The 12,685-nt window shown below is 35.7% G+C and carries 14 protein-coding genes; 11 read left to right on the forward strand and 3 right to left on the reverse strand.

Annotation, left to right across the window (positions count from 1 at the left end; all coding sequences use genetic code 11):
- The first annotated feature begins 302 nt into the window (after positions 1-302).
- The 7 genes from EC501_RS07190 to spoIIP all read left to right on the forward strand — a co-directional run bounded on the left by EC501_RS07190 (position 303) and on the right by spoIIP (position 5,530).
- Positions 303-869: a DeoR family transcriptional regulator gene (locus tag EC501_RS07190; protein ID WP_122971623.1), complete on the forward strand. Its 567-nt coding sequence runs from the start codon at positions 303-305 to the stop codon at positions 867-869.
- Positions 870-912: 43 nt separating this feature from the next.
- Positions 913-2,286: a PepSY-associated TM helix domain-containing protein gene (locus tag EC501_RS07195; RefSeq protein WP_122971624.1), complete on the forward strand. Its 1,374-nt coding sequence runs from the start codon at positions 913-915 to the stop codon at positions 2,284-2,286.
- A complete protein-coding gene (locus EC501_RS07200) occupies positions 2,279-2,746 on the forward strand; it encodes a FixH family protein (protein ID WP_122971625.1) in 468 nt (155 codons plus the stop codon). The genes EC501_RS07195 and EC501_RS07200 overlap by 8 nt, the downstream gene beginning before the upstream one ends.
- A 249-nt stretch (positions 2,747-2,995) precedes the next feature.
- A complete protein-coding gene (locus EC501_RS07205; RefSeq protein ID WP_122971626.1) occupies positions 2,996-3,685 on the forward strand; it encodes a Dph6-related ATP pyrophosphatase in 690 nt (229 codons plus the stop codon).
- 63 nt (positions 3,686-3,748) lie between these two features.
- Complete coding sequence (locus EC501_RS18355) at positions 3,749-3,901, forward strand: hypothetical protein (protein ID WP_158599677.1); 153 nt, start codon at positions 3,749-3,751, stop codon at positions 3,899-3,901.
- A 206-nt stretch (positions 3,902-4,107) separates the two neighbouring features.
- Complete coding sequence (locus EC501_RS07210; protein ID WP_122971627.1) at positions 4,108-4,647, forward strand: RNA polymerase sigma factor; 540 nt, start codon at positions 4,108-4,110, stop codon at positions 4,645-4,647.
- Positions 4,637-5,530, forward strand: coding sequence for a stage II sporulation protein P (spoIIP, locus tag EC501_RS07215; protein ID WP_122971628.1), 894 nt, complete (start codon positions 4,637-4,639; stop codon positions 5,528-5,530). The genes EC501_RS07210 and spoIIP overlap by 11 nt, the downstream gene beginning before the upstream one ends.
- Before the next feature lie 1,130 nt (positions 5,531-6,660).
- On the opposite strand, the gene EC501_RS07220 is transcribed toward spoIIP, so the two are convergent.
- Complete coding sequence (locus EC501_RS07220) at positions 6,661-7,146, reverse strand: NUDIX hydrolase (RefSeq protein WP_122971629.1); 486 nt, start codon at positions 7,144-7,146, stop codon at positions 6,661-6,663.
- A gap of 102 nt (positions 7,147-7,248) precedes the next feature.
- Positions 7,249-7,431, reverse strand: coding sequence for a hypothetical protein (locus tag EC501_RS07225; protein WP_122971630.1), 183 nt, complete (start codon positions 7,429-7,431; stop codon positions 7,249-7,251).
- Positions 7,432-7,931: 500 nt separating this feature from the next.
- Between EC501_RS07225 and thrS the strand changes: the two genes are divergently transcribed.
- The 4 genes from thrS (at position 7,932) to EC501_RS07245 (ending at position 11,747) form a co-directional block, all read left to right on the forward strand.
- A complete protein-coding gene (gene thrS / locus EC501_RS07230; RefSeq protein ID WP_122971631.1) occupies positions 7,932-9,860 on the forward strand; it encodes a threonine--tRNA ligase in 1,929 nt (642 codons plus the stop codon).
- Positions 9,861-10,007: 147 nt separating this feature from the next.
- A complete protein-coding gene (locus tag EC501_RS07235) occupies positions 10,008-10,472 on the forward strand; it encodes a hypothetical protein (protein ID WP_122971632.1) in 465 nt (154 codons plus the stop codon).
- 23 nt (positions 10,473-10,495) lie between these two features.
- Complete coding sequence (locus EC501_RS07240; RefSeq protein ID WP_122971633.1) at positions 10,496-11,281, forward strand: hypothetical protein; 786 nt, start codon at positions 10,496-10,498, stop codon at positions 11,279-11,281.
- Between the two features lie 4 nt (positions 11,282-11,285).
- A complete protein-coding gene (locus EC501_RS07245; protein ID WP_122971634.1) occupies positions 11,286-11,747 on the forward strand; it encodes a hypothetical protein in 462 nt (153 codons plus the stop codon).
- A 73-nt stretch (positions 11,748-11,820) separates the two neighbouring features.
- Here the strand turns inward: EC501_RS07245 and EC501_RS07250 are convergent, their stop codons facing one another.
- The gene (locus EC501_RS07250) at positions 11,821-12,579 is read right to left on the reverse strand and encodes an MBL fold metallo-hydrolase (protein WP_122971635.1); all 759 of its coding nucleotides are present in this window, start codon (positions 12,577-12,579) and stop codon (positions 11,821-11,823) included.
- Positions 12,580-12,685 lie beyond the last annotated feature (106 nt).

A 12,685-nucleotide genomic window follows, 5' to 3' on the forward strand; every position in this document is an offset into this window, starting at 1 on the left:
TCTACTGGATAACTAACTCTTGTTCCCATAGAAAAAACACCTCCACGTTGGATTTATAGGTTTAATACCCGTTTTTCAACGAAAGGTGTTTTTATTTGTCTCATTTTTTTAGGTCAGTGCGATGCGTAACGCGTTTGTTGTTAGGTTTTTTTATGTTTTAAGGTGTGTGAAAAAGGATATTTTATTGTAGATTTGTTAAAGTTCAACATTAATTCACAAAAATCATCACATATCCCATTAAATTCACTCTATAATGGTGATGAAGATATTGATATTACAATAAAAGTAGGTGTTGGAGATAAATGTTACCTATCAAAAGACAACAACAAATTTTAACATGGTTAGAACAAGAAGGAATATTGCGAGTTTCTGAAATTAGTGAAAGATTAGGAGTTTCAGAAATGACGGTTTACCGGGATATTAAACCTTTAATCGATGAACACAAGGTTTCTAAAACATCCAAAGGGATTACCCTTGTTGCACAAACTCCCAATTTATTAAATCGATGTGTGTATTGTTTGAAAGAACCGAATTCAAGAATGTCCGTGCAATTAATCAAAAAAAACCAACAAATTGAGCAAGCTTGTTGTCCCCATTGTGCTTTATTGCGATATAAAGATATCGAGCAGGACGTCTCTCAAATGATTTGTCGGGACTTTTTAAAGGATACGACGATCAGTGCAAAAACAGCTATCTATCTTTTGAATGCGGATATCCAACTGAATTGTTGCCAACCACAGGTCATTGTTTTTGAATCAAAGAAACAAGCAAAACAATTCCGAAAAGGGTTTGGTGGGACGATTTATAACTTTGATGAAGCCATTCAAGCAATAGTAGATGAAATGCACCCGAAAAATGGGTGCTGTTAAAGGACAAATCCAAAGATAGCACAAAAAGTAAGGAGGGCTAGGTATGGATGAAGCAACGAACAATGTAGCAGAAAAGAATGAAAAATCAATGAAAGCGGCCCTATATAAAACGGTATGGCGGTGGCATTTTTATGCCGGGATTATTTTTGCACCTTTTTTAATCATTCTCGCCGTTACCGGTTCGATTTATTTATTTAAGCCACAAATTGAACAAGTCATTTATAAAGATTACTACGAGGTGAACCCACAAGGGGAGAAAATATCCGCTTCTGCGCAAATAGAAGAAGTGAAAAGACTGCACCCGGATGCCGTCGTAACTCAATATCGTCTTGGAGAAAGCGAAGACCGTTCAAGTGAAGTGGGCATCATTTCCAACGATGAGTCGTTAACGGTTTTTATAGATCCGTATACGGGGAAGTCCCTTGGAGAGTTAAATAATGATGATCGAATTATGGATCGAATTGAAGAATTTCACGGGGAATTAATGGCAGGGACAATCGGAGATCGAATCGTAGAATTGGCAGCTTGCTGGGCGATTGTACTCATTGTGACGGGTCTTTTTTTATGGTTTCCTAGGAAGAAAAAGGACTTGTCTGGAGTACTGTTTCCAAGGTTGACGAAAGGGAAAAAGATTTTCAGAAGAGACATGCATGCGGTGCCTGCCTTTTGGATTACGGCAGGGATGTTATTTCTCATTATGACCGGATTACCTTGGTCCGGATTATGGGGTAGTCAATTTCAAACAATCGTTACGAATACAGGAGAAGGATATCCACCATCTGTTTGGATTGGTAATGCCCCAACTTCCAATGTGAAAACAAAGGAAATTGCAGATGTCCCGTGGGCAGCTGAAAATTTAGAAGTACCGAAGTCTGAAGTGGAAGGGTATGTACCGATTTCCATTGACGATGTAGTAGATGTCGCAAATCGAGTAGGGATGCATCCAAGTTATACGGTCATTTTCCCAAATGGCAAGGAAGGGGTATTCACATTATCCGCCTTTCCTCCAAAGGCACAGGATGAAGCAACGATTCATATCGACCAATATTCCGGTGCGGTGCTTGCTGATTATCGTTACGATAACTACGGTGTAATGGGGAAAATCATTGCGTGGGGAATCACATTACATAAAGGAACTCAATTTGGTTTGATCAATCAACTTATTAGTCTCGCAATTTGTTTAGGGATTATTTTCGTTGTCGTAAGTGGATTTTACCTTTGGTGGAAACGAAAACCGAAACATAGTTTAGGTGCTCCAAAAGCCATTAGTATGAAGAAAATGAAACTCTTCCTTCTATTGATGATTGGGCTCGGCATACTGTTTCCTTTAGTTGGTTTGTCTCTCATTGTTGTTTTCCTAGTAGATTGGCTCATTATTAAAAGAATTCCAAAAGTTAGGATGTTTTTCAATGCATAAGAAAAAAATGATATGGATGTTTCTTTTCATTGTTGTGCTTAGTGGATGTTCCCTGAAACCGGACGTTGCAAAGCTGTATAAAGAAGAATCACCCCTTCAATCAGAAATTATCATTCCTAACACATTTTCAGCCAATGAAAAAGAAACAATCAAAGTCATTCTGACGCAAAATGGGGAAAGAGTAGAAGGGGCAGACTTTGTTCATTTTGAAATATGGAAACAAGATGGAACGGTCACGTACTATATGGAAGAAGCTTATGATTTAGGAAACGGTGTTTATGGAATTAGTAAAGATTTTGATAGTGAAGGGCTCTATTTTGTGAAAGTACATGCTGGCAATAATGGATCGATTATCGTTCCACAAAAACAATTTGTCGTAGGTGAACTTTCTGAAAGTGAGCTGGACTTCTTGCAAAAAGGGCAACAAAGCCAAATCGAAGGACATGAACATCATCATTAATAGAAGAAGAGACAACTTTCACAAATAGAAAGTTGTCTCTTTTACTTATTTTTTCAAATGATAAGGTGAACGTATAAGAATGCCTCGTTCGTTGTGAAGGATATTACGTCACATTTTCCTTTATTTCCAAGTTTTTCCGACCGCTTAGGGTGAATCGTGATAAAATTTAACTATGCAGCGTGAAAATAGAAAAATGAAATATAAGATTGGCACATAAAAACTTCATGTGAATATAGGGGTGTGATGTAAGTGGTAGAATTAAAGGATTGGAAAAATAATGTTCACGGGCATCGGTTTATCGCTTCTTTTAGCGGAGGGAAGGATAGTACGTTAGCTCTGTTTAAAGCAATGAAAGCGGGAGAAGCAGTTGGACTTATTGTTATGATGGAGGAAGAAGGGAAACGGTCTAGATCCCATGGAATGCCTCCGGAAATCATCCGTGCACAAGCAAGTTCTATCGGTTTGCCTATCTATGCAGCAGCTGCAAGTTGGACAGATTATGAAAAGGTATTTATCGGTCTTTTAGAAAAGGCGAAAAAACAAGGAGCAGAACTGTTAGTAACGGGAGACATTGATATACCTGAACATGGCTGTTGGCATGAAAAGGTTACGAACGATGTTGGATTAAAGCTTGGAATGCCCTTATGGGAAATGGACCATCGTGCAGTTGTCGAAGAATTCATAGATTTGGGATTTGTATCGGTTGTTGTAACGGTTAATTTATCTCTTGGCATGCGAGAGGACGATTTAGGACGAACGTTTACGCATGAATTTGTGAAGGAGCTTGAAGCTCGTGGTATTGACCCTTGTGGAGAAGGGGGCGAGTTCCATACTACAGTAATAGATGGCCCCATTTTTAAACATCCGATTCCAGTCCGTAAATGTGACGTTATAAAGGACGGAGATTATGCTTTTTTACCTTTGGAGCTAGGTCAGTAGCTTAATAAAAGTGCAAAGCCTTTGGTAGTTAGACGTAACTATTGAAGTGTTGGGGGATTAAGGATGAAAATTAATAAAAGAAAAAAAACTAAGAAAAAGCGAGTTTATAGTGATACATTAATCGAAATGATTTTTGAAATGATTTTAGAAATCATTTGGAATGTCATATTGTTTTTACCAAGAATGGTGGCTCGTCTTATTTCGAATATATGGTAAAAGGGAGTTTAACTAGGTGGTAGCGTTTATCCGAGTAAAGGATAAACGCTTTTTTATTGTATAACTTGCAGGGGAGAAGATGGATTTATAAGTTTAGATAGGAATAATTGGTAATTAACTAGAAAGGTACATAAATAAAAAAACATTGTAACTTTTTAATGTCCTTAAACGAATAATACGTGAATGCATAATGAGGGGGGAAATGATTGGTCGATTTAAAAAACTTAGAGTCTAGTATCGTTAATATTTACAACAATTACTATTTAGACGTGTTTCGATTTCTTGTTTATTTTTCAGGCAATCAAAATGACGCCGAAGATTTAACACAGGAAGTTTTTATTCGTGTTTTAAAAAACCTACCCCATTTTAAAAGTGGAAGCAATCTAAAAACATGGATTTTTTCCATAGCAAAACATGTAGCAGTAGATCATTACAGGAAAAAGAAGTTTATTTCGATTTTTAAGGAAGGCTTTTTCACACAACTAGAATCAAAGGACAAGAGGCCAGATGAAGAGTTTGAAATTACTGAAATGGAACAGTTTATTCACGAGGCGATTTCCAAATTAAAACCTAACTATCGAGCGGTCGTAATACTTCGTGGTATTCATGAATTTTCCATAAAGGAAACTTCAGAAATTCTACGATGCAGTGAATCTAAAGTGAAAGTAGATTATCACAGAGCCTTGAGAGAGTTAAAAAGGAAACTAAATTTTGATGCAAAGGAGGTTTTGACAAATGCAAAATGATAAAGAAATATTTGATATGATCAAGGGAAATTATCCTCAATATCCAAGTGAAAACTTCATTACATCAACTGAAACAAAACTTAGACAAAAGGCAAGACGTATGAATCGAAATTGGAAAGTAAAAAGGATATCTGCCATATCAAGTGGGCTTTTATTTTTTACATTATCTTTATCATGGCTATTCTTATTTGATGGAAAAGAGACTCTAACAAATGTCCTTACTTCTAATGAAAATGAAATGTTGTCATCTGTAGTTAATGAAAAGGATCCTTTAGTATTTATTTATCACACACATAATACGGAAACCTATAATGTTAAAAATTCTAAAAAAGCTGAGGATACTTATAGTGAAACGAAGAATGTTACATTGGTTGGGGAAGAGTTAAGTAAAGCGTTGAAGGAAAATAACATTAGCAATATACATGATAATACGGATTTTTTAGGAATCTTAGAAGAACAAAACTTATCTTTTTCCAACGCTTATAATGTATCAAGGTTAAAATTACAAGAAATATTAAATGAATATAAAAGTATAAAAATGGTTTTGGATATACACAGAGATTCCCAAAAAAGGTCTTATACAACGGTAAACATTGACGGGAAAGATTATGCGAAGATTTCATTTTTTGTATCAAAAACTACTGATAATTATGAAGCGAATAAAGCCTTTGCAGAACGTCTTCATGAAAAGATAGAAAAATTATATCCTGGTTTATCCAAAGGAGTATTTGAAAAAGGAGAGAATCCTCGGAACACATACAATCAAGATCTTCATGAGAATTCTTTATCGTTAAACATAGGTGGACATGAAAATACATTTGAAGAAGCCTATAGGACTGCGGATGCTTTAGCTGAAGCGATTAAAGAAATTATTAACGAATAAATTTTTTCGATGGTTTTCCTATTTAAAAGGAAGCCATCTATTTTTATTATCATTGTAAATTCACAAAAATAGTAAGATAACTCTATGGAAAATACTTTTCTGAAGAATAATCAGATTTATGACTAAGTATAGGAATAGAAACATTCGTATACTAAGGTAAGTAATTTAATAGGGTTTTGTGGGCGGTCAGCACTTGTTTATCCTCTACTCTTTTAGGAGAGGAGGTGCTGTTATGACAATGACGAAAACCTAATCTACATCATCTCCGAAAGGGTTCGATTAGGAGGTGGATAGATTTATGAGTATAGATGCATTGTCGGTTACGATTGATGTGGCTGTTCTAGTAGTGATGATTCTTACATTGTCCTATGCGTTTACACAAAAAAAGTAAACCGCCCGCCTTCCCAAGCCAACGGTTTACTTTAACCATGGTGCTGATTGCCCTTAAAGCAATCTGTTAAATTGCTAGGACTACTTGATGGCACCCATCAAGTAGTCTTTTTAATGTACTCGTAAATTAACTAGATTATAACATGGCGAATAGCCATTTAGAAAAAATATCATTTTTGTGCATCGGAAACGGGATAAGAAACGTTCCATTTTATAAACAACGAAGTAGTATATTTTATCTAAATTGAGAATAATCTGATTTTTGATGAAGTATTATACTAGCAATAATGGTATAATAAGGTTAGCGATTTAATAGGGTTTTGTGGGCGGTCAGCACTCGTTTTTCCTCTACTCTTTGAGGAGAGGGGGTGTTGCTATGACAATGACTGAAACATGATCGATATCATTTCCGAAAGAGTAATCGATTAGGAGGTGATATCGATTGTTGAGTATAGAAGCGTTGTCTCTTACGATTGATGTGGCTGTTCTTGTAGTGATGATTCTTACATTGTCCTACACGTTCACACAAAAAAAGTAAACCGCCCGCCTACCAAGCATACGGTTTACTCTTTACTGTGATGCTGATTGCCCTTGAAGCAATCTGTTAAATTGCTAGGACTACTTGATGGCACTCATCGAGTAGTCTTTTTTAATGTACTCTTAATTTAATTAGATTATAACATGGGAATTTTAATTTGGAAAATAAAAGCATAAATCTTTAAACAGAATTTTAAAAAAATCTATTGGAATGTACAGTCCAAAATATGCTGATAAAGTATGTTCCACTCGTGATGGTAGGCGGAAATGTCTTGAGGGTTTATGAACATACGCTTTGAAGATTCAAATTTTCCTTCAAAAGGGAGCAGTTTTGTAATAGTCATTTTGTAAAACAGTTGGTAGCCAATTTTAGGATATGGGCTACTCTCTGTCCAAAAAAGATTTTCACTATGATCAACGATTATGTATCCTAACAATTGGCTTTCGCCTTCTACATAACCTTCTTCTAACACCTCTCGTTTAAGGCAATTTTCCGGTGATTCACCAGATTCGATATGTCCTCCTGGAAAATCCCATCCTCTCTTATTTAAATGAACTAATAATAAGTTGCCACCTTGAAAACAAAAGCCATGGACACTTGTGATTAGATGCCTTTGAGGAAGTACCTCACTTTTCTTCCATGTTAATTTAACCTTTGATTCTCCCCAATGGACATAAGTAGTTGTCATGTTTCCCCTCCAAATTGATATGGGATAATGGTTTGGTTTAATCTAGAAAATCAGTTTTGCATATGTATCATGAGCGCGGATAAAAAAATGATCTTGTTCAAACTAATGCTTTGCTTGCTTTTGTATTCGATAGGTTGAATAGATGGAAAAACCCATTAAAAGACCTGATATTATAGGAATTCCTGTTTTTAATTCCACATGCGCAGAAAAACTATAAACCATTAAATAAACCCCTATACCAAACAAAATAATGAAATTCAAAACGAGAAAGCCATTAGTTTTCATAATAATACCTCTTTTTCCCATTTATTAATAATTTAACCTATTCTCATCTTAAGTAATTTGTTTTATTTTTTCATCTATTAGGCATTAACTTTTCAAGGGGACCTTAAATGGCAGTATCATCAAACATGGTTTTTAGACAAATGAAATATATTTAGAATATTAAAAGTATTGACATATTGAACCGGATGATTTAAATTTGATACTAATTTTATTTTAAAAAGCGATGAAGAGGATACGAATCATTTTAGAGAAGATGAAAAGAGAGGGAAATCACCGGCTGAAAGTTTCCTAATTGGACGAAATGATTTACTACCTTAGAGCTGTGCTAGGAAACTAGTGACGTGTGCAGGCGTTATCTGCATTCAATGAGCTACTGATGCATTTGCATAGGTAGGAATTTGGGTGGAACCACGGGTAATCAACACATGCTCGTCCCTTAGTGGACAAGTATGTGTTTTTTATTTGCCTTAAAGGCAACAAATTAGAAAAGGAGTGTTAGGATGTCAAATCAACAAGTGTTAATTCAATTTCCAGATGGCAAACAAGCGCAGTTTGCAAAAGGTGTAACACTAACCGATATTGCAAAAGCAATTAGTCCGAGTTTAGTGAAAAAAGCCATTGTAGGAAATGTAAATGAAACCACATATGATTTGGCGAGACCGATTCTAACCGATGCTCAAATTGCTATTTATGAGGCACATTCAGTAAAAGGTATGGAAGTCATTCGCCATTCGACAGCCCACTTATTCGCACAGGCTATAAAACGTTTATATCCAGATGTTCATTTAGGGGTAGGTCCCGTTATAGAAAATGGGTTTTATTATGATATAGAGATGGCACATTCATTAGTGCCGGAAGATTTAATTGTTATCGAACGAGAAATGCAAAAAATAGTTAAGGAAAATCTTAAAATTGTTCGTAAAGAGGTCACAAGGGAGGAGGCAAATCAACTTTTTGTACATGATCCATTAAAGTTGGAATTACTAGATGCAATCCCATTGGATGAACCGATAACAGTGTATGAACAAGGAGAGTTTTACGATTTATGTAGAGGTCCACATGTACCTTCCACAAATAAATTACAGTATTTTAAATTAATGAATATTTCGGGTGCTTACTGGCGTGGAGATAGTCATAATCAAATGTTACAACGCATTTATGGTGTGGCATTTGCCAGTAAAGAAGAAATGCAAAATTATTTCAACTTCCTTGATGAGGCCGAAAAACGAAATCATCGAAAGTTAGGAAAACAACTCGAACTATTTATGTTTTCAGAAGAAGCTCCAGGTATGTCATTTTATTTAGCAAATGGACAGATTATACGCAATGAACTTGAATCATTTCTTCGGGATTTACAAACAGCATATGATTATAAAGAAGTTCGAACACCTTTGATGATGAATCAGCGATTATGGGAACAATCCGGACATTGGCAGCACTATAAAGAAAATATGTATTTTACACAAGTAGATGAACAAAAATTTGCTTTAAAGCTAATGAACTGTCCCGGTCATATGCTTATTTATAAAAATGATTTGCACTCTTATAGGGATTTACCGATTCGCATGGCTGAATTTGGACAAGTCCATCGTCATGAATTTAGTGGGGCATTAAATGGTTTGTTACGTGTTCGAACATTCTGTCAAGATGATGCACATATTTTTGTAACACCTGAACAAATTGAAGACGAAATCACGTTAGCATTAAAGATTATTGATCATGTATATCAAGTATTTGGGTTTGATTATGAAAGTGAGTTATCGACACGACCAGATGACTACATGGGTGATTTAGACTTATGGAACAAAGCTGAGCGGGCATTAGAAAATGTTTTAAACAATATAGGTTCAGCATATAAAATCAATGAAGGGGACGGTGCATTTTACGGACCGAAAATTGACATCCATATTAAAGACGCGATTAACCGTAGCCATCAATGTGCAACAGTACAACTTGATTTCCAACTCCCTGAAAAATTTGATTTAACTTATGTAAATGAACAAAACGAAAAAGTAAGACCTGTTGTCATTCATCGTGCAGTATTTGGTTCAATTGATCGATTCTTAGGTATTTTAATTGAACATTTTGGAGGAGCATTCCCACTCTGGTTAGCGCCAAAGCAGGTTGAGATAATGGGTGTTACCGAAGTGCATAATGAATACGCGACAAAAGTATATAAGCTCTTGCAAAAAGCAGGAATACGAGCTTCTATCGATAGTCGTCATGAAAAGCTTGGAAGAAAAATTCGAGATGCACAAATAAAGAAAGTCCCTTACTTGATTGTTTTAGGTGACCAAGAGCAAAAAGACCAAACAGTTACAGTTAGGGGATATAAGCAGAGCGTACAAAAAACAATGTCCGTAGAGGAATTTTTACACGAAATATTAAAAGAAATAGATGAAAAGTCTCTACCAATGAATATGCGTTAAAAATAGTAATCCTAATTATCAAAATAAGAACGCCTTAAACCCTCTTTCATTTTTTGAAAGAGGGTTATTGCATTTGAAAGAAAGGTGCGGAATACTTAATAAAGTTTTAGTAAAGAATAGTGTCTAAAGAGGTGATTCTTTTTTGCTATGATCGGACTTATAATTGCCGTTATCCTTTTAAACACGGTTGCGTTTATTACGGTTAAGCGACTAACTAAAAATCAAATCGTCCATATGTGGACATTTACCGTCTTATTTCAACTAATTGTTGATCTCTATTTAGGTACTAAATATAACGCTTATTGGTATTTTAGCGATAGTGAAATTGAATGGTCTGATTTACCAGTGCGAATTATGTTGACGCCGCCTTTTATACTCATGTTTTTAAATTTTTTCCCGTTTCGCACTTCTTTTTTAAAGCGTTTCCTTTATATTGTATTTTGGTCTATAGTATGTGTCATTTATGAAGCACTAGCTTTGCTTCCAGAACCTTGGGGCTATTTCCATTATGGATGGTGGAAATTAGTTTATTCAGTACCTATTTATCCGATTTTACTTATCATTGAGTTGGCTTTTTATAAATGGATTTGTAAATTGGAAAAAGCGTTATAAGATAACTAAGGGGTTGCAGCGGTATGAGGAATTTTACTAATAATAATACAGCCAGACGCTATAAAGCCCATGTCAGTTTAGTTGGAACTACCCAACTCCATTTGCGAAACCCTTATATTATTGCTTGGTGGTCAGCTGCTTTTCCTGGTTTTGGCCATCTTCTATTATCGAAATATTTGAGAGGCTATGCCCTCATTTTATGGGAACTTCTTGTGAACAATATGGCCCATTTAAATTATGGAATTATTTATTCTTTTACCGGGAATTTTAAAATGGCGAAGGAAGTGCTAGAACCAAGATGGCTCCTTTTGTATCTTCCCGTCTATATTTTTGGTATTTGGGACAGTTACCGGAGTGCAGTGGATATGAACAAAGTCTACTTATTAGCGGAAAGGGAAAATGCTAATTTTAATTCTTTTATTATTGGGGCTGTAGAAGTGAATTATTTAGATAAAAGAAGACCGAGTATGGCGATATTTTGGTCCTTTTTAACACCGGGATTAGGTCAATTGTATATCCATCGAGTAATTACAGCCACTTTTATGGTGTCGTTTATGATTGTCTTTGTCTACTTTTCCAATGTCCTTGTCGCGGTTCATTTCCTCTTCATGGGTGAAATTAGCAAAGCGACTGAAGCACTTAACCCACAATGGTTTTTATTTATTCCATCACAAATTGGCTTTGGCGTGTATGACGCATACGTAAATACAGTGGAAAATAATAAACTATTTGATAGTGAACAACGAACATTTTTGCGAAAAAATTACAACCAATATCGTATAAAAATACCAACATCTGCTGAGGTGTGATCCATTGCAAATAATTTCTACCTTTGAGCATTCCACATATCTTGAGTTAGCGATTACGGCTATAGAACAATTAGGGGTACACAAAAGTCAAATTCTTGCTGTCCCGCTTGTGAATCGCACCCAAGAAAGAAGATTATTTGATACACTTCATCGAGCTGATGGTATTAGTTTGTTTGATAAGGGAGCGGCAATCGGAACGGCATTTGGTGTAATTGGAGCATGTATCGGTTTTCAATTAGAGTGGGGGCCGATTTATTGGGGGTTAATCGGTGGAGCGGTTGGGTTTGTGACGGGCTTTTTGATCGATTTCATCCTTTATAAAGTAATTTATAAAAGAAAAAGGGTGCTAAAAGGGAAGCATTCAGAGGTCGTTTTAGTCATCAATTGTCCGAATGAACTAAGTGAAAAAGTGGAACAATTGCTTTGGGATCACCTTGCATTAGGAGTGGCTAAATTAGAAGATTAATTCCAGGGGGAATGAAAGTATATAAAAAGTGCACGAACCGTAAAAAACGAGTTGATGTGCACTTTTATTGTTCTTAAAATGAGTAAAATTCACCGTCATCTGGCACTAAAACGTTAGAGATGCTTTTTTCTTTAATGAATTGTTTTAATTCCTCCCGAGACAACGTCCAATGATTAACGGCTTCCATATGAACGGAAATAATTTTTGCATTAGGGGCAGCCTTATACACTTCATAAATATCATCTTTCCCCATAACGAGGGAACCGCCTTGCAGGAATTGATTATCTCCACCATTGACAACCAAGATGTCCGGTTCATGTGTTTCGATTACATCTTGAACCGCTTCATACCATACTGTATCTCCTGCAACGTATAAAGTTTTTTCCGTTACATGTTTGAAGACAACACCACACACTTGACCTGCAAGCTTTAAAATTTCTCCTCTGCCATGCTTGCCTTTTGTTTTTATTAATTGGATATCTTCAAAGACCGTATCCTCTTGTAAAACCTCGACATTTTGGAAACCAGCCTTTTGAATTTCCGTAGCATCTTCTTCATTTTGGGAAAAAATTTTGATGTCCTTTGGCAATGATTCCTTAGCTGCATCATCCCAATGGTCTAAATGTAGATGAGTGACAATAACCGCATCGATATTTTGAACGATCTTGTCGATGGTAGCAGGCAGCTCAACTATCGGATTTTTTTGATCTTGTCTTGGTGAATTAGGGAAAGGAGGGTAAGTTCCTTTTTCCGCTAACATAGGGTCGATTAAAAACCTTTTCCCTCCATATTCAACAACCATCGTTGCATTACGAATTTGATGTATATTCATATTCATTAACTCCTTTTTCGGGTATTCTTTAAACTGTGTATAGTTTAAACTATGACCTATTGATGGATACATAGAAAAAATAAAGTCTTTTGCCTGTTTGACTTTA

It is taken from the genome of Lysinibacillus halotolerans (assembly GCF_003711845.1).
In the GTDB taxonomy this organism is placed as follows: Bacteria; Bacillota; Bacilli; order Bacillales_A; family Planococcaceae; genus Ureibacillus; species Ureibacillus halotolerans.